The organism is Streptomyces silvisoli, from assembly GCF_029269905.1.
Classification (GTDB): domain Bacteria; phylum Actinomycetota; class Actinomycetes; order Streptomycetales; family Streptomycetaceae; genus Streptantibioticus_A; species Streptantibioticus_A silvisoli_A.
Genome location: NZ_JARJBC010000011.1, coordinates 33,580 through 53,483 on the forward strand (window position 1 = coordinate 33,580; position 19,904 = coordinate 53,483).

A 19,904-nucleotide genomic window follows, 5' to 3' on the forward strand; every position below is an offset into this window, starting at 1 on the left:
CCCTCGGGGGGTGCGGGCCATCGGCGTATGCGGGGTCAGCCCTTGCGGCCGACCAGCTTCCACGCGGCCGGCAGCAAGCCCATCGCCAGCGCCGCCTTGAGGGCGTCACCGATCAGGTACGGCGTGAAGCCCAGGGCGAGCGCCTGGCCGAAGGACATGTGCGCGGCGAAGGCGAGGTAGGGGACGCCCACGGCGTAGATGACCGCCTCACCGACCAGCATCGCGCCCGCCGTCCGCCACACGCCGCGGTCCGCGCCGCGCCGGGCCAGGGCGCCGACCGCCGCCGAGGCGAGCACCATGCCCAGCACATAGCCGAAGGTCACCAGCCCCGCGCCGTGCGCGCCGCCCGCGAACCACGGCACCCCGGCCAGGCCCGCGACCGCGTACAGCGCCAGGGAGAGCACGCCGCGGCGGGCCCCCAGCGCGGTGCCCACCAGCAGTGCGGCGAAGGTCTGCCCGGTGACCGGCACCGGCGAGCCCGGCACCGGTATCGCGATCTGGGCGGCCAGGCCGGTGAGCGCGGCGCCGCCGAGGACCAGGGCCGCGTCGCGCAGCCGGGCGCGGGTGGCGGTGGAGGCGGGCAGCAGGTCGGCCAGGACCTGCTGCGGACGGACGGGTGCGACTGCGAGGCTCATCGGGTCTCCCGCTTGAAGGAGGGCGGTTCAGGACAACGTGACCGTAACCCAGCGCCGTGACCGGCAACACGGTGAGTGGATGACAAAGGCTCGTTCCCACCCGTAGTCGGTTCCGCACAAAGAGCGAGAGCGGGGCAGGGGTCGGCGTGACGCTGGTCACTGGGGAGACCGTCGAAGATGAACCACTTTGCGGCCCGACACGCGATGCGGGGACACTGTGGAGTCTCCCCAACTGAACCTGAGAGTTAGCAGCGCCATGCACGATGCTTCGCCCGCCGCCGCGCGCGAGCTTGCCGACGGCGGGAGAGAACCGCTGTCGGCCGGACTCAAGCAGCGCCATCTGACCATGCTGGGCCTGGGCGGGGTGATCGGCGCGGGCCTGTTCGTGGGCTCGGGCGCCGGGATCGCCGTGGCGGGACCGGGCATCGTGGTCTCGTATCTGATCGCGGGCCTGCTGGCGATGCTGATCATGCGGATGCTGGGCGAGATGTCGGCGGCGATGCCCGCCTCCGGCGCGTTCTCGGTGCACGCGGAGCGGGCGTTCGGGCGCTGGGCCGGGTTCACGGTCGGCTGGCTGTACTGGTTCATGCTGGTCGTGGTGCTGGCGGTGGAGGCCACCGGCGCGGCGACCATCGCGTCCGGCTGGCTGCCGGTGGTGCCGCAGTGGGCCTGGGTGCTGCTGTTCATGGTGGTGTTCACCACCGCGAACCTGACGGCGGTGAAGAACTTCGGTGAGTTCGAGTTCTGGTTCGCCGCGCTGAAGGTCGGCGCGATCGTGCTGTTCCTGGCGCTCGGGCTGCTGGCGGTCCTCGGGCTGCTGCCGGACACCCATGCGGTCGGCCTGGCCAACCTCACCGGCCGGGGCGGCTTCCTGCCGAACGGCTGGAGCGGAGTGGTCTCCGGAGTGCTGGCGGTGGTCTTCGCCTTCGGCGGCCTGGAGGTCGTCACCATCGCCGCGGCAGAGTCCGACGACCCGGCCCGCGCGGTCGGACGGGCGGTGCGCAGCGCGGTGCTGCGGATCGCGGTCTTCTACATCGGCTCGATGCTGGTCGTGGTCACCCTGCTGCCGTGGACCTCGATCAAACCGGGAGCCAGCCCGTATGTGGCGGTGCTCGACCGGATCGGGGTGCCCGCCGCCGCGCAGATCATGAACGTGGTGGTGTTCGTCGCGCTGCTGTCCGCGCTCAACGCCAACCTGTACGGGGCCTCGCGGATGGTCTTCTCACTGGCGGAGCGCGGTGAGGCGCCGCGCGGGCTGCTGAAGGTGACCGGCGGCGGGGTGCCGCGCCGGGCGGTGCTGGCCTCTGTGGCCTTCGGCTTCGTCTCGGTACTGCTCAACCTGATCTGGCCGCACTCGGTCTTCCTCTACCTGCTCAACGCGGTGGGCGCGGTGCTGCTGGTGGTCTGGGGCCTGATCTGCGGCTCCCAGCTGAGGCTGCGCCGCCGGATCGAGCGGGAGGCACCCCACACCCTGTCCCTGCGGATGTGGGCCTTCCCCTATCTGAGCTGGGCGGCGCTGTTGGGAATGCTCGCGGTCCTGGCCCTGATGCTCGGCGACCCGGGCTCCCGTCCCCAGGTGCTCTGGTCCGCCGTCGCCACCGGCGTGGTGCTGCTGGCGGCAGGGGTACGCGAGTGGCGCGCCCGGCGCGACTAAAGCCACAAAAGAGACGCACGACACAATCAGCGCATAACTGACGAGTAATCAGTCACATTGCGTTAACAAAGTGTCCGGATGGCGAACGCGTCGTTGTTGTGGGCGGTGCTCCCCCGCACACTGTGGCGATCCGTACCGCTCTCACCCACTGGACGGTCACGCCAATGAATCGGACACCCTCCCCGATAACCGATACGGCACCCGCCGCGACCGCCTCGGAACAGCGTCTCGGCCACGGACTCAAGCAGCGCCATCTGTCGATGATCGCCCTCGGCGGGGTCATCGGCGCCGGACTGTTCGTCGGTTCGGCGGCGGGCATCGCCGCCGCCGGGCCGTCCATCGTGCTGGCGTACGCGCTGTCCGGCGTGCTGGTCATGCTGGTGATGCGGATGCTGGGCGAGATGTCCGCGGCCAACCCGGCCTCCGGTTCCTTCTCGGTGCACGCCGACCGGTCCATCGGCCCATGGGCGGGCTTCGCCGCGGGGTGGACCTTCTGGACCCTGCTGTGCGTGGGCGTGGCGGCCGAGGCGATCGGCGCGGCCGGGATCATGACCAACTGGTTCCCTGGCACGCCCTCGTGGATGTGGGTGGCCGTCTTCATGGCGGTCTTCTGCGGTACGAACCTGGCGGCGGTGAAGAACTTCGGCGAGTTCGAGTTCTGGTTCGCCGCACTGAAGGTCGGTGCCATCTCCCTCTTCCTCATCCTGGGCGTGCTGGCGATCTTCGGGGTGCTGCCGGGCACGCACGCGGTGGGCGCCGCGAACCTGACCGGTGCGGGGGGTTTCCTGCCCAAGGGCGCCAACGGCCTGGTGGTCGGCCTGCTCGCCTCGGTGTTCGCGTACGGCGGGCTGGAGACGGTGACCATCGCGGCGGCCGAGTCGGAGAACCCGGTCAAGAGCGTGGGCCAGGCGGTGCGCACCGCGATGTGGCGCATCGCGCTGTTCTACGTCGGCTCGATGCTGGTCATCGTCACCCTGATCCCGTGGAACGACGGCTCGTTGACCAAGCACGGCCCGTACGTCGCGGTGCTCGACCACATCGGGGTGCCGGGCGCGGGCCAGTTGATGAACGTGGTCATCCTGGTCGCCCTGCTCTCCGCGATGAACGCCAACATCTACGGCTCGTCGCGGATGGCGTACTCGCTGGTGGCGCGGGGCCAGGGGCCGCGGCTGCTGGGCCGGTTGAACGGTGGAGTGCCGCGGCTGGCGGTGCTGGCCTCCTCCGGGTTCGGCTTCCTCGCCGTGCTGTTCAGCTACTGGTGGCCGACCACGGTGTTCGCCTGGCTGCTGAACATCGTGGGGGCGGCAGTGCTGGTGGTGTGGGCGTTCATCGCGGTGGCGCAGTTGCGGATGCGGCGTCGGCTGGAGCGTGAGGCGCCGGAGAAGCTGGTGGTGCGGATGTGGGCCTTCCCCTATCTGACCTGGGTGGCACTGCTGGGCATCGGCGCGGTGCTGGTGCTGATGGCACGGCAGCCCGACACCCGGGTGCAGCTGTACTTCACCGGTGGCGCGACCGTCGTACTGGCGGCCGTCGGCTACGCGCGCCAGCTCGCGGCGAAGCGCCGCTGACGTCCCTGGCGGCAGCTCGACTGGAGGGCCGGACCCGGTGGTCCGGCCCTCCAGTGCGTTCGGGGTTGCTGCTGATAGCCTGCAATTGCGAATGTGTTGCAATAAGCCGCAGCCGGAGGACCCAGCATGTCCACGTACACCCTTCCTGAACTCCCTTATGACTACGCCGCGTTGGAGCCGGTCATCAGCGGAGAGATCATCGAGCTGCACCACGACAAGCACCACGCCGCGTATGTGAAGGGCGCCAACGACACCCTGGACCAGCTCGCCGAGGCGCGGGAGAAGGACGCCTGGGGGGCGATCAACGGCCTGGAGAAGAACCTGGCGTTCCACCTGTCCGGCCACATCCTGCACAGCATCTACTGGCAGAACATGACCGGTGACGGCGGCGGTGAGCCGCTGGAGAAGGACGGCACCGGTGAGCTGGCCGACGCCATCGCCGAGTACTTCGGCGGGTTCGCCCGGTTCAAGGCGCAGTTGTCGAAGGCCGCGGCGACCACGCAGGGCTCCGGCTGGGGCGTGCTCGCCTACGAGCCGGTCAGCGGCCGGCTGATCGTCGAGCAGGTCTACGACCACCAGGGCAACGTGGGCCAGGGCAGCGTTCCGCTGCTGGTCTTCGACGCCTGGGAGCACGCCTTCTACCTGCAGTACCGCAACCAGAAGGTGGACTTCGTGGAGGCGATGTGGCGGGTGGTCAACTGGCAGGACGTGAACGCGCGTTACCTCAAGGCCAAGCAGCTGCCTTCCGGCCTGCTGGTTCCGTGACGATCGCGGCCCCACGGACGGAAGGCCCCCGCGCGGTGGTGTCGCGCGGGGGCCTTCCCCTTACCCGAGGGGCCGTCCCGCCAGGGACAGCCCGGGGGCCGGATCATAGCGGGCCGGTTCAGTCGAAGATCGGCCCGACCGTGCGGGTGCGCTTGATCTCGTAGAAGCCGGGCGTGGACGCCACCAGCAGCGTGCCGTCCCACAGCTTGGCCGCCGCCTCGCCCTTGGGCGCCGGGGTCACCACCGGGCCGAAGAACGCCACCTGCTCGCCGTCGGCGCCCGGGACCGCGATCACCGGCGTGCCGACGTCCTCGCCGACCAGGCCGATGCCCGCCTGGTGCGAGGCGCGCAGCTCGGTGTCGTAGGCGTCGGTGTCCGCGGCGTCCGCCAACTCCGCGGGCAGGCCGGCCTCCTCCAGCGCGGCGACGATCGTCTCGCGGGTCCTGGGCAGTTCCTGGTTGTGGAACCGGGTGCCCAGCGCGGTGTAGAGCGGGCCGAGCACCTCGCCGCCGTACTTCTGCTCGGCGGCGATGCAGACCCGTACCGGTCCCCAGGCGGTGGCCAGCAGCTCGCGGTACCTCTCGGGCAGGTCTTCCTTGTTCTCGTTGAGCACGGCAAGGCTCATCACATGCCAGCGCACGCTCACCGGGCGCACCTTCTCGACCTCAAGCATCCAGCGCGAGGTCATCCAAGCCCAGGGGCACAGCGGGTCGAACCAGAAATCCGCCGGGATCTTGTCGGTCTCGGTCGTCGTCACAGCCTCTCCCAAGGTCGTTCGATATGAAACGACACACTCCGGGGGCTGAAACACGGGCGATCGTGCGGGCATTCCCGGCCGAAGGGACGCGTGTCACCTCCGCCGCCACATGCGATGATGCGACTTCGGCCGCACCGGCGACGGGGTCGGTGGACGCGGCGGACGAGCCACGAGACGAAGGAGTCACCGTGCCCGGCGAGAACCTGACCCGAGACGAGGCCCGCGAGCGGGCCGCACTGATCGCGGTGGACGGGTACGAGGTGTCGCTCGACCTACGGTCCGCCGTACAGCCGCGGGAGAACACCTTCCGCTCGGTTACCACGGTCCGGTTCCGCTGTGCCCGGCCGGGCGCGGCGACCTTCGTGGACCTGGTCGCCCCCTCGGTCAGCTCGGTGCGGCTCAACGGGCGCGAGCTGGACCCCTCGGCGGTCTTCGACGGCACCCGGATCGCGCTGGACGGCCTCGCCGAGAGCAACGAACTGGTGGTGGACGCGGCCTGCGCGTACAGCCGGACCGGCGAGGGGCTGCACCGCTTCATCGATCCCGAGGACGGCGAGGTCTACCTCTACACCCAGTACGAACCGGCCGACGCCCGGCGGGTCTTCGCCAACTTCGAGCAGCCGGACCTGAAGGCGCGGTTCCGCTTCGCGGTGACGGCCCCCGAGGGCTGGACGGTGTGGAGCAACGGCGCGGAGGAGTCCCGGGACGGCGGTGTGTGGCGGTTCGCGCGGACCGCGCCCATCTCGACGTACATCACCTGCGTGGTCGCGGGCCCGTACCACTACGTGACGGACACCTACCGGCGCGGCGACCTGGAGGTCCCGCTGGGCGCGATGTGCCGCAGGTCGCTCGCCCAGTACTTCGACGCGGACGACATCTTCCAGATCACCAAGCAGGGCCTGGACTTCTTCCACGACCACTTCGACTACCCGTATCCGTTCGGGAAGTACGACCAGGCGTTCGTGCCGGAGTACAACATCGGCGCGATGGAGAACCCCGGACTGGTCACCTTCCGTGAGGAGTTCGTCTTCCGGGGCAAGGTGACCCAGGCTTCCTACGAGGGCCGGGCCACCGTCGTGCTGCACGAGATGGCGCACATGTGGTTCGGCGACCTGGTCACCATGGAGTGGTGGGACGACCTGTGGCTCAAGGAGTCGTTCGCGGACTTCATGGGCTCGTTCTCGCTGGTGGAGGCGACCCGGTTCACCAACGGCTGGGTCTCCTTCGCCAACCGGCGCAAGGCGTGGGCGTACCGGGCCGACCAGTTGCCGTCCACCCATCCGATCACCGCCGACATCCACGACCTTGAGGACGCCAAGCTCAACTTCGACGGCATCACCTACTCCAAGGGCGCGAGCGTGCTGAAGCAGCTCGTCGCGTACGTCGGCCAGGAGGCCTTCCTGGAGGGCGCCCGGCGCTACTTCAAGCGGCACGCGTTCGGCAACACCCGGCTGGCGGACCTGCTGTCCGTGCTGGAGGAGACCTCCGGTCGGGACATGGCCGAGTGGTCCCGGGTGTGGTTGCAGACCGCGGGACTCAACTCCCTCACCCCGCAGGTCATATGCGGTGCGGACGGTCGCGTGGCGGAGCTCGCGGTGCTCCAGGAGGGCACGCCGCTGCGCCCGCACCGGGTGGCGGTCGGGCTGTACCGGTGCGGCGCGGACGGCGCGCTGGAACGTTACGCGCGGGTGGAGGCGGACGTCGCCGGTGAGCGAACGGTCATCGGCGAGCTGGCCGGGGCCGAGCGGCCGGAACTGGTGCTGGTGAACGACGAGGACCTCACGTACTGCAAGGCCCGCTTCGACGAGCGGTCGTTGGACACGCTGCGGAGCCACCTGGGCGACCTGACCGATCCGATGGCCCGGGCGCTGTCCTGGTCGGCGGTGTGGAACCTGACCCGGGACGGGCTGCTGCCCGCGCAGGACTACGTGCGGCTGCTGCTGGACTTCGCCGGGCGGGAGACCGACATCGGCGTGCTGCAGATGCTGCACACCTGGGCGCAGAGCGCGCTCGACCACTACGTCGCGCCCGAGTGGCGCGCGGAGGGCGGCCGGGCGCTGGCCGAGGGCGCGCTGCGGGAGCTGCGGGCGGCCGAGCCGGGCAGCGGGCACCAGTTGACGTGGGCGCGGTTCTTCGCCGCGACGGCCTCGTCCCAGGACGAACTGCGGCTGCTGCGCGGCCTGCTGGACGGAGCCGAGAAGGTCGAGGGGCTGGAGGTGGACCAGGAGCTGCGCTGGACGTTCCTGCTGCCGCTGGCCGCGCACGGTGCCGCGGACGAGGCGGACATCGCGGCCGAGCTGGCCCGCGACAACACCGCTTCCGGCAAGCGGCACCAGGTGCGGTGCCTGGCCGCGCGGCCGTCGGCCGAGGTGAAGGCGGAGGCCTGGCGCCAGGTGGTGGAGTCCGACGAGCTGTCCAACGCCCTTGTGGAGGCGGTGATTTCGGGTTTCACTCAGGGCAACCAGCGGGAGCTGCTGGCGCCGTACGCGGCGAAGTACTTCGCCGCGCTGGAGCGGGTGTGGGCCGAGCGCTCGATCGAGATCGGCATGGCCATCGTCCGCGGCCTCTACCCCATGCTCCAGGCCACCCGGCAGACGGCCGACACCACGGCCGCCTGGCTGACCACCCACCCCAACGCGGCCCCCGCCCTACGCCGTCTGATCCAGGAGTCCCACTCCGACCTGACCCGTTCCCTGCGCGCCCAGGAGGCCTCCAGCCGGGGGTGATCGGGGGCCGGCCAGGGCCAGTTGAAAACCTCCCGCCTCCGCAGCGGGGGTTGCGCGCCGTCGCGGTGGAAAGAATTCGGGCACCGACGCGCAGCCCAAGGGGATCCAGGGGGCGCCCCCGTGTGGGGTGGAGGGGCAGGGGGAACAACCGAACGGGGGTCGAACATGGGTACTTTAGCCCCACGGTGTCCCGATTTGTCGACGACCCTGTAACAGGGGTTAAGTGCCGTGCCACACGCGGGAATTCGGTGGACATGAGCCATGACACCACCCCCCTCGGCCCCCGCCACCTCGTCCATCTCGAGCGCACCCAGCGCCGTGTGATGACCGCACGCGAACTGCGCGCCCACGGTGTACCGGCGAGTGTGCTCGCCGACCGGTGCCGGCCGGGCGGCCCCTGGCAGCAACTGCTGCCAGGGGTCTTCCTGCTGCACTCCGGCCCCGCCACCGGCGAGGAGCGCCTGCACGCCGCCCTGCTGTACGCCGGACAACCGTCCTCCGGACTGGACAGCCGGGCCACCCAGGCGATGGTCACCGGCCTCGCCGCGCTCGCCCTGCACGGCTTCCGTACCGTCCCCCCGCTGTGCGCCCTGGACCGCGTCGACGTCCTCGTTCCCCGCCAACGCCGACTACGCGCCGTCGGCGATGTCCGCATCCGCCGGGCCAACTCCCTGCCGCGGCCGGTGTCGGTCCTCGGGCTGCCGTGCGCCCCGGTGCCCAGGGCGGTCGCCGACGCCGTCGCCGGGCTCGGCGACCCCGAGGCGGTCCGCGCCCTGCTCACCGAGTCGGTACGCACCGGAGACTGCGAAGCCGCCTCCGTGGTAAGGGAGTTGAACAACGCCCGACTGCTCTCCCGCCCGCACGTGGAGCGCGCCGTCGACGCCCTGCTCGCCGAGGGCCGGGCCATCGCGGAGGGCCGTCTGTACGAGATGGTCCGCCAGTACGGCCTGCCCGACCCGGTGTGGAACGTCGACCTACGGCTGCCCGGCGGCCCGCACCTGGGCAGCGTGGACGCGTACTGGCCGGACCACGCCGTCGCCCTGGAACTGGACGCCAGGGCGCCCCGGCACGACGACGACGCGCTGTGGCAGCAGCACGCCCGTGCCCGTGAGCACCTGGAGCAACTGGGCATCGACGTGATCATCACGACCCCCAGGAAGCTGCGCGAGTCGCTTGAGCAGCAGGCGGCCGTCGTCAGGACCGCGCTGCTGGGCGCCGACGACCGGGGCCCGCACGCCTACGTGGCGGTGCTCCCCCGCTGATCACGCCACGCTGTACGCGTTACACGCCCGTGGCAGGATGGCGTCAAGTCTTACCAGGCCGCACATCGCACCCCAGAAGGAGCTCCCGTGCCGGGCACCAACCTCACCCGCGAAGAGGCGCAGCAGCGGGCGCGTCTGATCACTGTCGACTCCTACGAGATCGACTTGGACCTCAGCGGGGCCCAGGAGGGAGGCACGTTCCGGTCCGAGACCGTCGTGCGCTTCGACTCCGCCGAGGACGGCGCGGACTCGTTCATCGACCTGATCGCGCCGACCGTGCACCAGGTCGTACTGAACGGCAAGGAACTGGATCCGGCCGAGACCTTCCAGGACAGCCGGATCGCGCTGCCGTCACTGACCGCCGGACGCAACGAGCTGAAGGTCGTCGCCGACTGCGCGTACACCAACACCGGCGAGGGCCTGCACCGCTTCGTCGACCCGGTCGACCAGCAGGCGTACCTGTACACCCAGTTCGAGGTGCCGGACGCCCGCCGGGTGTTCGCCAACTTCGAGCAGCCGGACCTGAAGGCCACGTTCTCCTTCACCGTCACCGCTCCCAAGGGCTGGGAGGTGATCAGCAACGCGCCGGTGCGGGCCACCGCGACCGAGCCGGACAGCGGCACCGTCCAGCACGTCTTCGAGACCACCCCGCGGATCTCCTCGTACATCACCGCGCTGATCGCCGGTCCGTACCACAGCGTGCACAGCACCTGGGAGGGCGAGGGCCGCAGCGTCCCACTGGGCCTCTACTGCCGCCCGTCGCTCGCCGAGCACCTCGACGCGGACGCGATCTTCGAGGTCACCCGGCAGGGCTTCGACTGGTTCCAGGAGAAGTTCGACTTCCCGTACCCCTTCGCCAAGTACGACCAGCTGTTCGTACCGGAGTTCAACGCCGGCGCGATGGAGAACGCGGGCGCGGTCACCATCCGCGACCAGTACGTCTTCCGCTCCAAGGTGACGGACGCGGCCTACGAGACCCGGGCCGAGACCATCCTGCACGAGCTGGCCCACATGTGGTTCGGCGACCTGGTCACCATGGAGTGGTGGAACGACCTGTGGCTGAACGAGTCGTTCGCCACCTACACCTCGATCGCCTGCCAGGCGTACGCGCCGAACAGCCGCTGGCCGCACGCCTGGACGACGTTCGCCAACTCGATGAAGACCTGGGCGTACCGACAGGACCAGCTGCCGTCCACCCACCCGATCATGGCCGAGATCCGCGACCTGGACGACGTCCTGGTCAACTTCGACGGCATCACCTACGCCAAGGGCGCCAGCGTGCTCAAGCAGTTGGTGGCCTATGTCGGGATGGAGGAGTTCTTCCAGGGCGTACGGCAGTACTTCAAGCGGCACGCCTGGGGCAACACCCGGCTGACCGATCTGCTGGGCGCGCTGGAGGAGACCAGCGGCCGGGACCTGAAGGCCTGGTCGAAGGCGTGGCTGGAGACCGCGGGGATCAACGTCCTGCGACCGCAGATCGAGTTGGACGCACACGACCGGATCGCCGCGTTCCACATCAAGCAGGAGGCCCCGGAGCTACCGCAGGGCGCCAAGGGCGAGCCCGTGCTGCGCCCGCACCGCATCGCGATCGGCGTCTACGAGATGCGGGACGGCAAGCTCGTGCGCACCGAGCGGATCGAGCTGGACGTCACCGGTGAGCTGACCGAGGTGCCGCAGCTGGTGGGCCGGCACCGTCCGGCGGTCGTCCTGCTGAACGACGACGACCTGTCGTACGCCAAGGTGCGGCTGGACCCGGACTCGCTGGCCGTGGTCACCCGGCACATCTCGGACTTCGCCGAGTCGCTGCCGCGCGCACTGAGCTGGGCGTCGGCGTGGGACATGACCCGCGACGGCGAGCTGGCCACCCGCGACTACCTGGAGCTGGTGCTGCAGGGCGCCGCCAGGGAGTCCGACATCGGCGTGGTGCAGTCGCTGCACCGGCAGGTCAAGCTGGCGCTCGACCTGTACGCCGACCCCGAGTGGCGGCCGACCGGTCTGGCCCGCTGGACCGAGGCCACCTTGGAGCAGCTGCGGGCGGCGGCACCGGGCAGCGACCACCAGCTGGCCTGGGCGCGGGCGTTCGCGGCCACCGCGCGCACCGACGAGCAGCTCGACCTGCTGGCCGGGCTGCTGGACGGCTCGCAGCAGATCGACGGCCTGGTGGTGGACGACGAGCTGCGCTGGGCGCTGCTGGAGCGGCTGGCGGCCACCGGCAGGGCGGACGCGGCGGCGATCGACGCCGAGCTGGCCAGGGACGCCACCGCGGCGGGCGAACGGCACGCGGCCACCGCCCGCGCGGCCCGGCCGACGGCGGAGGCCAAGGCTGCCGGGTGGCAGTCGGTCGTGGAGTCGGACAAGCTGCCGAACGCCGTCCAGGAGGCCGTGATCGGCGGCTTCGTCCAGACCGACCAGCGGGAGCTGCTGGCACCGTACACGGAGAAGTACTTCGCGGCGGTCAAGCAGGCCTGGGAGACCCGCTCGCACGAGATGGCGCAGCAGATCGTCGTCGGCCTGTACCCGACGCTCCAGGTCTCCCAGGAGACGCTGGACGCCACGGACGCCTGGCTGGACTCGGCCGAGCCGAACGCCGCGCTGCGGCGGCTGGTGGTGGAGTCCCGGGCGGGCGTGGAGCGGGCGCTGCGGGCACAGAGGGCGGACCGTGCGGCGGGCGCCGCGCGGAGCTGACGCGGAGGGCGCGGCGCGAAAGCGCAGCAAAAAGGGGTGCGGGGGACCTCCCCCGCACCCCGCCGTGCCGAAGGCCCTAGCTCCTGGTCTTCTTGCGGCTCTTGTCCGTGACGATCACCAAGCCCGCGATCACCACGAACAGCAGCACCGGGATACCCACGTACAGCCCGAGGGTCTGGCCGATGCTCAGGCCGGGACCGGGGTCCTCACCGTCGTCGTGGATGAGCGCGAAGGCGGGGGACGACATCAGCAGCATCAGCGTCGTACCGGCGGCTATCGCACCGGCGCGCAGGGCATTCTTGTTGACCACGTTCCCAACGTAGCGAAGGTTCCTGGACACCGCGCGGCCGGGGTGGCCCTTACCGGTGCAGGCCCTCGCGCACCTCGTCCACCAGGGCGTGCAGCCGGGGCGAGGCCGCGAGCTGGTCCAGGGTGACCGGGCGGCCGGTCGGGTCCGCGATCGGCAGCCGCCAGTTGGGGTACTGGTCGAAGGTGCCCGGCAGGTTCTGCGGGCGGCGGTCTCCTATGGTGTCCGGCAGCCAGATCCCGACCATCCGGGCGGGGGTGCGCAGCAGGAACCGGTGTACGGCCCGGATCGCGCCCTCCTCGTCGCCGGGGCCCTCCGGCAGCAGGTCGAGCCGGTGCAGCAGCGCCAGCCACTGGGCGACGTCGGCGGCGTCCTCGGCCTGCTCGATGGCGAGCGGCCGGGCCAGGAGGCCGAGCCGGTGCCGCAGCTCCACATGCTCACCGGTGAGGCGGGCGGCGGTGCTGGGCAGGTCATGTGTGGTGACGGTGGCCAGACAGCCGGAGCGCCAGGCTTCGGGGGGCAGCGGTCGGCCGTCGCCGTCGCGCTCGAACCACAGAACCGAGGTGCCCAGCACTCCGCGTTCGGCTAGCGCCTCCCGCACGCCCGGTTCCACGGTGCCCAGGTCCTCGCCGATCACCACGGTTCCTGCCCGGTGCGCCTCCAGGGCGAGGACGCCGAGCATGGCCTCGGGGTCGTAGCGCACATAGGCGCCCTCGGTGGGCGGGCGGCCCCGCGGCACCCACCACAGCCGGAACAGTCCCATGATGTGGTCGATGCGCAGTCCGCCCGCCCGGCGCAGCACACCGCGCAGCAGTTCCCGGTACGGCGCGTAGCCGGTGGCGGCCAGGGCGTCCGGGCGCCAGGGCGGCAGCGCCCAGTCCTGGCCGTGCGGATTGAACGCGTCCGGTGGCGCGCCGATGGACATGCCGGGCGCCAGCGCGTCCCGTAGTGCCCAGGCGTCGGCACCGGACGGGTGGACGCCGACCGCCAGGTCATGGACGATGCCCGGCGCCATTCCGGCGTCCCGCGCGGCGAGTTGGGCGTGCTGGAGCTGGCTGTCGGTCAGCCAGGCCAGCCAGCAGTGGAAGTCGACCCGGTCCAGCACCTCGGTACGGGCGCGGGCGGTCTGCGGTGAGCGCGGGTCGCGCAGGCCCGTGGGCCAGGAACGCCAGTCGGGGCCGTGGACCTCGGCGAGCGCGCACCAGGTGGCGTGGTCGTCGAGGGCCTGCCCGCGCTCGGCGAGGAAGTCGCAGTAGGCGGCGCGCCGTCCGGGGGTCAGCGGCACGGTCCTGACGAGTTCCAGCGCGGCGCTCTTGAGCCGCCACACCGCGTCGCGGTCGATCAACTCCCGCTTCTCCAGCACGCTTTCGCGCAGCACGGCGGCCTGCGCGAGCAGTTCGGCGGCCCGCTGCCGGGCCGCCGGGGGCAGGTAGGCGTACTCGGGGATGTCCTCGACCCGCAGGTAGACGGCGTCGGGGAAGCGGCGTGCGGAGGGTCGGTACGGCGAGGGGTCCGCGCCGGGGACGGCGCTGTGCAGCGGGTTGACGGTGATGAACCCGGCGCCCAGCGAACGCCCGGCCCAGGCCGCGAGATCGGCGAGGTCGCCCAGGTCGCCCATGCCCCAGGAGCGGTCGGACAGCAGCGAGTAGAGCTGCACCATGAACCCGAAGGAACGGCCCCGCGGTTCCGGAACCCGCTGCGGCACCACGATCAGCGGCGCGACCGCGGTGCGCCCGTCCGGTACCCGTACCCGCAGCATGTGGTAGCCGAGGGGCAGCGGATCGGCGTGCCCGGGCACCTGCTCGCCGGTCTCCAACTCGACCGCGCACACCGTGCCGTCCGGCAGTTCCGGCAACCGGGAGCGGAGCGCCGCGCCCGCGCGCAGCACGAGGCAGGGCGGCAACAGGCGGGTGCGCAGCCGCTGTTCGTGCGCGGCCAGCGCGTCGCGTACCGCCTGCGGGCTTGAGGCGTCCACGCCGAGCGCGGCGAGCACCGTGATCACGGTGGCCTCGGGCACCCGGACCACCCGGCCCGGCGCGGGCTCGTAGCGGGTGTCGACTCCGTGCAGCGCGGCGAGCCGCGCCAGTGGATGGCAGTCGGCGTCCTCCACCTCCGCGGGCGCCGTTCCCATCAGATCTCCATCGGCCCCAGGCTCGCGGCGGTGGTCACCACGGCCACCGGCTCGCTGGTCAGCGCGGGCTCGGCGGGCAGCGGCGGCTCGCTGGTCAGCGGCGCGTCCTCGACCAGGGCGGGCTCCGAGGTGAGCGGCTGCTCGGGGCACCCGCATTTGGCGTCGGGGAGGTCGAACGGAAGTAGATCTGTGGGAACGGCCACGGAGATCCTCCGGTGCTCGCTAGGGACGACCGGAAATCCTCCGGCCGTCGGTGGGGACGGACACGTCACCATCTACCCAATCGGAGCGGAGCCATCCGTCCCGATTTCCACCACTGCCCGCCCGGCCCATGGCGCGGCGGTCTCCACCTGCGCGGCGAGCGCCAGCAGCGGCCCCTCCGCGCCGTGCGCCGCACCCAGCATCATGCCGATCGGCAGCCCCGACTCCGACCAGCCCACCGGCAGCGAGATCGCGGGCAGCCCCGCGATGTTCCACGGCCCGGTGAACGGCGTGAACGCGATCTGCGCCGCGAAGTCCGCGGCCGGATCGGCGTCGTCGCGCAACGCGCCCACCGGTGGCGGGAGTTGGGCCAGCGTCGGGGTGAGCACCGCGTCGTACCCGGCGACGGCGGTGGCGAACTTCCGGCCGACCGACTGCATCGCCGCCAGCGCCCGCACGTAGTCGAGACCGCTGGCCGCCTGCCCCTGCGCGCGCAGCCAGCGGGTCATCGGCGTCAGCTCCGACTCGCGCGCCGCGGGCACCGAGGGCAGCGCGGCCAGCACCGCCCACACCGGGGTGAAGGCGTCCCGGTCCCCAGGATCGAGCGGCTGCGGTACGTCGACCACCGCATGGCCGAGTTCGGCGAGCAGCGTGGAGGTCTTCTCGTAGACCTCCAGGATCCGCGGGTCGACGGTCACCCCGGGGACGTCCGGCCGCGCCCAGCGGGCGATGCGCAGTCGGCGCGGGGCGCGCTCCAGCGCGTCGCACCATTCGAGGAACGGGCGCTCCGGCGGGGCGAGCGGCGCAGGGTCGCCCGGTACGTGCGCGGACATCACGTCCAGCAGGGCGGCGGCGTCCCGTACGGTCCGGGCCAGCGGGCCGGGCACCCCGAGCCCGCTGACGTCGCCCAGCGGCGCCGGGCTGATGCGGCCCCGGCTGGGCTTGAGCCCGACGAGGCCGCAGCAGCTGGCCGGGATCCGGATGGAGCCGCCGCCGTCCGACCCGTGCGCGGCGGACGCCAGCCCCGCGGCGACCGCGGCCGCGGCGCCGCCGCTGGATCCGCCCGCGCCCCGGGTGAGGTCGTACGGGGTGCGGGCGGGGGGCCCGACCAGGCTCTCGGTGTAGGCGGGCAGCCCGAACTCGGGCGTGTTGGTCTTGCCCAGCAGGACCGTGCCGGCCTCGTGGAGCAGCTCGGCCTGGCGGCTGGACGCGCCCGCCACGTGGTCGGCGAAGGCGGCCGAGCCCATGGTGAACCGCACACCGGGCACCGGAACCAGGTCCTTCACCGGCACCGACACCCCGAGCAGCGGCGGCGGCGCGTCCCCCTCGGTCAGCCGCCGCTCGGCGCGCCGGGCGTCGTCCAGTGCCCGTTCCGGGGTGACGGTGAGGTAGGCACCGACGGTGTCGTTCAGCCGGTCGATGCGGGCCAGGTAGTGCCGGGTCAGTTCGACGGGCGACAGCTCGCCCTCCCGGATGGCCGCGGCCTGCTCCAGCATCGTCAACTCATGTGGTTCCGCCATGTCCTTGACAGTACGCCTCGCGCGGGGGTTTGCCGGTTTCGTTCTTCGGGGGCAGGCACCGCGAACCCCCTAGCGGGACGTAACCGACATAATGATCAGGCGCGTTGACACTGCGGCGAGCCGGTGATGGGCTCGACGCGTCGCGTGAAACCGTCCCCCCAGCCTCACGCGTCCGCGAACGCGTTGCCCTCCTCTCCCCCCGCTCCGCAAGGAGGAACCGTGCTCCCCCGGCGCAGGAAGCCCACCGTGGCGGCGTTCGTCGCCGCCGTCATCGGCAGTGTGCTCGGTGGCGCGCCCTGCGCGGTCGCCGCGCCGGCGACCGGTCTGACCCTGCTGACCACACCGGACGGCGGGACCGCCGCCGGACAGCCGCCCGCGGTGTGGCCGAGACCGCAGTCACTGCGCGCACAGGGCCAGTTCACACCGGTCACCCCCACCGTCGCGCTGGTCGCCGGCGGCGGCGCCGACCCTTACGCGCTGGACTCGCTACGCGACACCCTGCGCACGGCGGGCGCCCGCGACATCCGGGACACCGCTCCCGGCGCACCGCTGCCCGCGCAGGCGCTGGTGGTCTACGCGGACGGCCCGGGCGCCGACTCCGCGCTGAACGCGCTGGGCGCGCCCGACCGCGGCGACCTGCCGTCCGGCGGCTACCAGCTGGCCGTCGGACACAACGGCGACCGGGACACCGTGGCGCTGTCCGGGGTCGGCCCGGACGGCCTGTTCCACGCCGCGCAGACGCTGCGCCAGCTCACCCAGACCAGCGGCGCGCAGCGCGGCTTCGCGGGCGTGGTGGTCCGCGACTGGCCGTCCACCGCGCAGCGCGGCATCACCGAGGGCTTCTACGGCCAGCCCTGGACCACCCAGCAGCGGCTCGCCCAACTGGACTTCATGGGCCGCACCAAGCAGGACTTCTACCTCTACGCCCCGGGCGACGACCCGTACCGTACGTCGCGGTGGAGCGCCCCCTACCCCGCCGCGGCGCGGGACGACTGGCGGACGCTGGCGGCACGCGCCCAGCGCAACCACGTCACCCTGGGTTGGGCGGTGGCGCCCGGCCAGTCCCTGTGCTTCTCCTCCGCCGACGACCTCAAGGCGCTGTTCCGCAAGGTGGACGCGATGTGGGCGCTGGGGGTGCGCGCCTTCCAACTCCAGTTCCAGGACGTCAGTTACACCGAGTGGCACTGCTCCGCGGACGCCGCCGCCTTCGGTAACGGCCCGGGCGCCGCGGCCCGCGCCCAGGCCAAGGTGGCCAACGCCCTTGCCCTGCACCTGTCCGCGCGCTACGGCAGCGCGGCGCCGCCGCTGTCGGTGCTGCCCACCGAGTACTACCAGGACGGCACCACCGCCTACCGCGGCGCGCTGGCCGCCGCGCTCGCTCCCGGCGTCGAGGTGGCCTGGACCGGCGTCGGGGTGGTACCCGCGAAGATCACCGGAGGCCAGTTCGCCGACGCCCGGGCCGCGTTCCGGCATCCACTGCTGACCATGGACAACTACCCGGTGAACGACTACGCGCAGGACCGTATCTTCCTCGGTCCCTACGCGGGCCGCGACCCGGCCGTCGCCGCCACCTCGGCGGGTCTGCTGGCCAACGCCATGCAGCAGCCGTCCGCGGGCCGCATCCCGTTGTTCACCGCCGCCGACTACGCCTGGAACCCCAATGGCTACCAGCCGCAGGAGTCCTGGCAGGCGGCCGTCAACGACCTGGCGGGCCAGGACCCGGACGCCCGCGCCGCGTTGACCGCGCTGGCCGGCAACGACGCCTCGTCCCCACTGGACTCCAACGGCGAGTCCGCCTATCTGCGCCCGCTGATCGACGGCTTCTGGAACGCCTACGCGGGCACCGACGACTCCGCGCTGCGCACCGCGGCGGACCGGCTGCACGCCGCCTTCGACACCATGGCACAGGCCCCGCGGCGGCTGGGCGCCCTGGCGGGCGGCGCCTTCGGCACCGAAGTGCGGCCCTGGCTGCAGCAGTTGGGGCTCTACGGGCAGGCGGGGGGGTCCGCTGTCGACATGCTGCTGGCCCAGCGGCACGGTGACGGCGCACAGGGCTGGCAGCGGCAACTCGCCGTACAGCGCGCCCAGCACGCCATCGCGCAGTCCACCGCCACCGTGGGCGACGGGGTGTTGGGGCCGTTCCTGATCAAGGCGCTCGGCGCCGCCAACGCCTGGACGGGGGTGCGCGCAGACCGCCCGCAGGCGACGACGTCGCTGGGCTCGGCGCGCTCCACCGACCCGTCGCTGATGACCGACGGCAACGACGCCACGTACTGGTGGAGCGACCACCCGCCGCAGCCCGGGGACACCTTCGGCGTGGACCTCGGCTCGGCCCGCCCGGTCAGCCGGGTGCGGATCGCGATGGGCTCGGGCGACGACTCCCCGGCGGCCGAGGACATCCTGCGGGACGCGGTGCTGGAGTACTCGGCGGACGGCGGTACGTGGCGGACCGCCGGTACGTACCAGAACCAGCAGACCGTCACCGCCGCCTTCCCCAAGGGCGCGACCGCACGCTACGTACGGCTGCGCGCCGCCTCCGCACAGCCCAACGCGGTGGCGGTGCGCGGTTTCGACGTGACCGCGGTCGGCGCGTTCCAGCCCCGGGTCACCGGGCCGTCCTCGGCCGACGGTACGCCGCCGTCCACCGTGGTCAGCGGTGATCCGGAGGTCCCGTACCAGGCGGCCGGCCGCGACGGCGGCGCACTGACCATGGCGTTCGGCGCGTCCCGCGCCCTGGACGGGCTCACCGTGCTGACCGCGCCCGGCGGCGGAGCGCGGGGCACGGTGGAGGCCGAGGTGGACGGCCGCGGCTGGCAGCGGGTCGGTCAACTCGGCGACGGATGGACCGAGTTGGCCGCCCACGGGATACGCGCGGACGCGGTGCGGATCAGTTGGGTGTCCGGCGCGACACCGCCCGCCGTCTACGCGGTGGTGCCGTGGTTCGGCGACGCCCCCGCCGCCCGGCTCACCGTCGACCAGCCCACGGCCGACGCCGACGTCGGCGGCCAGGCCACCGTCGGCGCGCGGCTTTCCACCCTGCGCCCGGACGACGTGCACGGCACGGTGGAGGTGAAGGCCCCGAAGGGGTTGAGCGTACGGGCGCCCGGTCAGCTGGTGCTGCGGCGCGGGGAGACGCAGGCGGTGCCGCTCGCGGTGTCCGTCGCGGGGGACGCCAAGGCCGGCGCGTACCCGATCACCGTGGCGTTCACCGCGGACGGCCGGACGGTGACGCAGACGGCCACCGTGCGCGCGTTCCCGCGCACCGGTGGGCCCGACCTGGTGCGTGGCGCCCGGGCCAGTTCGTCCGGCGACGAGACGGCGGCGTTCCCCGCCTCGGCGGTGGCGGACGGCAGGCTGGACACCCGCTGGTCCTCACCGGCCCAGGACGGCCAGTGGGTGCAGGTCGAGCTGTCCCGTCCGGCCCGGGTCGGCCGGGTCGTGCTGCGCTGGCAGGACGCCTACGCCAGCGCCTACCGCGTGCTGGTCTCGTCGGACGGCCGCTCATGGCGCACGGCGGCGACGGTCACCACGGGGCAGGGCGGCACGGAGACGGTGCGGATGGACGAGGCGGACACCCGGTTCATCCGCGTCCAGTGCGACCAGCGGGCGACACCGTACGGGATCTCGCTGTGGGAGCTGGAGGCGTACGCGGTGCAGGGCGCGTCGTAGCGCTGCCACCCGGGCCATTCACCG

General features: G+C 72.2%; 13 protein-coding genes. 7 read left to right on the top strand and 6 right to left on the bottom strand.

The window, feature by feature from the left end:
* Nucleotides 1-35: 35 nt before the first annotated feature.
* Nucleotides 36-635: a biotin transporter BioY gene (locus P3G67_RS18735; RefSeq protein WP_276094465.1), complete on the bottom strand. Its 600-nt coding sequence runs from the start codon at nucleotides 633-635 to the stop codon at nucleotides 36-38.
* Nucleotides 636-891: 256 nt separating this feature from the next.
* On the opposite strand from P3G67_RS18735, the gene P3G67_RS18740 reads away from it, so the two are divergent.
* From P3G67_RS18740 to P3G67_RS18750, 3 genes are all read left to right on the top strand, one after another.
* The gene (locus P3G67_RS18740; protein WP_276094466.1) at nucleotides 892-2,289 is read left to right on the top strand and encodes an amino acid permease; all 1,398 of its coding nucleotides are present in this window, start codon (nucleotides 892-894) and stop codon (nucleotides 2,287-2,289) included.
* A 164-nt stretch (nucleotides 2,290-2,453) separates the two neighbouring features.
* Nucleotides 2,454-3,857, top strand: coding sequence for an amino acid permease (locus P3G67_RS18745; RefSeq protein ID WP_391858291.1), 1,404 nt, complete (start codon nucleotides 2,454-2,456; stop codon nucleotides 3,855-3,857).
* Between the two features lie 126 nt (nucleotides 3,858-3,983).
* Complete coding sequence (locus tag P3G67_RS18750; RefSeq protein WP_276094467.1) at nucleotides 3,984-4,622, top strand: superoxide dismutase; 639 nt, start codon at nucleotides 3,984-3,986, stop codon at nucleotides 4,620-4,622.
* A 118-nt stretch (nucleotides 4,623-4,740) separates the two neighbouring features.
* Here the strand turns inward: P3G67_RS18750 and P3G67_RS18755 are convergent, their stop codons facing one another.
* Nucleotides 4,741-5,379 carry a mycothiol-dependent nitroreductase Rv2466c family protein gene (locus tag P3G67_RS18755; protein WP_269853989.1) on the bottom strand — a complete coding sequence of 213 codons (639 nt, stop codon included), beginning with the start codon at nucleotides 5,377-5,379 and terminating at the stop codon, nucleotides 4,741-4,743.
* A gap of 188 nt (nucleotides 5,380-5,567) precedes the next feature.
* Here P3G67_RS18755 and pepN (P3G67_RS18760) point away from each other — a divergent pair, with 188 nt between their 5' ends.
* The 3 genes from pepN (P3G67_RS18760) to pepN (P3G67_RS18770) all read left to right on the top strand — a co-directional run bounded on the left by pepN (P3G67_RS18760) (nucleotide 5,568) and on the right by pepN (P3G67_RS18770) (nucleotide 12,052).
* Nucleotides 5,568-8,105, top strand: coding sequence for an aminopeptidase N (gene pepN / locus P3G67_RS18760; RefSeq protein WP_276094468.1), 2,538 nt, complete (start codon nucleotides 5,568-5,570; stop codon nucleotides 8,103-8,105).
* 254 nt (nucleotides 8,106-8,359) lie between these two features.
* On the top strand, nucleotides 8,360-9,367 hold the full coding sequence (locus tag P3G67_RS18765) for a hypothetical protein (RefSeq protein ID WP_276094469.1): 1,008 nt from the start codon (nucleotides 8,360-8,362) through the stop codon (nucleotides 9,365-9,367).
* Nucleotides 9,368-9,454: 87 nt separating this feature from the next.
* Nucleotides 9,455-12,052, top strand: coding sequence for an aminopeptidase N (gene pepN / locus P3G67_RS18770; RefSeq protein WP_276094470.1), 2,598 nt, complete (start codon nucleotides 9,455-9,457; stop codon nucleotides 12,050-12,052).
* A 76-nt stretch (nucleotides 12,053-12,128) separates the two neighbouring features.
* On the opposite strand, the gene P3G67_RS18775 is transcribed toward pepN (P3G67_RS18770), so the two are convergent.
* The 4 genes from P3G67_RS18775 to P3G67_RS18790 all read right to left on the bottom strand — a co-directional run bounded on the left by P3G67_RS18775 (nucleotide 12,129) and on the right by P3G67_RS18790 (nucleotide 16,211).
* The gene (locus P3G67_RS18775; RefSeq protein WP_269853985.1) at nucleotides 12,129-12,362 is read right to left on the bottom strand and encodes a hypothetical protein; all 234 of its coding nucleotides are present in this window, start codon (nucleotides 12,360-12,362) and stop codon (nucleotides 12,129-12,131) included.
* Between the two features lie 49 nt (nucleotides 12,363-12,411).
* Nucleotides 12,412-14,490, bottom strand: a complete 2,079-nt coding sequence (gene malQ, locus P3G67_RS18780) for a 4-alpha-glucanotransferase (RefSeq protein ID WP_276094471.1) — start codon at nucleotides 14,488-14,490, stop codon at nucleotides 12,412-12,414.
* Complete coding sequence (locus P3G67_RS18785; RefSeq protein ID WP_269853983.1) at nucleotides 14,490-14,693, bottom strand: hypothetical protein; 204 nt, start codon at nucleotides 14,691-14,693, stop codon at nucleotides 14,490-14,492. Before P3G67_RS18785 ends, malQ begins: the two co-directional genes overlap by 1 nt.
* Before the next feature lie 72 nt (nucleotides 14,694-14,765).
* Complete coding sequence (locus P3G67_RS18790; protein ID WP_276094472.1) at nucleotides 14,766-16,211, bottom strand: amidase; 1,446 nt, start codon at nucleotides 16,209-16,211, stop codon at nucleotides 14,766-14,768.
* Between the two features lie 219 nt (nucleotides 16,212-16,430).
* Between P3G67_RS18790 and P3G67_RS18795 the strand changes: the two genes are divergently transcribed.
* The gene (locus P3G67_RS18795) at nucleotides 16,431-19,880 is read left to right on the top strand and encodes a beta-N-acetylglucosaminidase domain-containing protein (protein WP_276094473.1); all 3,450 of its coding nucleotides are present in this window, start codon (nucleotides 16,431-16,433) and stop codon (nucleotides 19,878-19,880) included.
* Nucleotides 19,881-19,904 lie beyond the last annotated feature (24 nt).

Excerpts from the sequence above, each read along its gene's own strand:
- P3G67_RS18735 (WP_276094465.1), bottom strand. The coding sequence starts at position 635 with ATGAGCCTCGCAGTCGCACCCGTCCGTCCGCAGCAGGTCCTGGCCGAC.
- P3G67_RS18750 (WP_276094467.1), top strand. The coding sequence starts at position 3,984 with ATGTCCACGTACACCCTTCCTGAACTCCCTTATGACTACGCCGCGTTG.
- P3G67_RS18765 (WP_276094469.1), top strand. The coding sequence starts at position 8,360 with ATGAGCCATGACACCACCCCCCTCGGCCCCCGCCACCTCGTCCATCTC.
- malQ (WP_276094471.1), bottom strand. The coding sequence starts at position 14,490 with ATGGGAACGGCGCCCGCGGAGGTGGAGGACGCCGACTGCCATCCACTG.
- P3G67_RS18745 (WP_391858291.1), top strand. The coding sequence starts at position 2,454 with ATGAATCGGACACCCTCCCCGATAACCGATACGGCACCCGCCGCGACC.
- P3G67_RS18790 (WP_276094472.1), bottom strand. The coding sequence starts at position 16,211 with ATGGCGGAACCACATGAGTTGACGATGCTGGAGCAGGCCGCGGCCATC.
- P3G67_RS18740 (WP_276094466.1), top strand. The coding sequence starts at position 892 with ATGCACGATGCTTCGCCCGCCGCCGCGCGCGAGCTTGCCGACGGCGGG.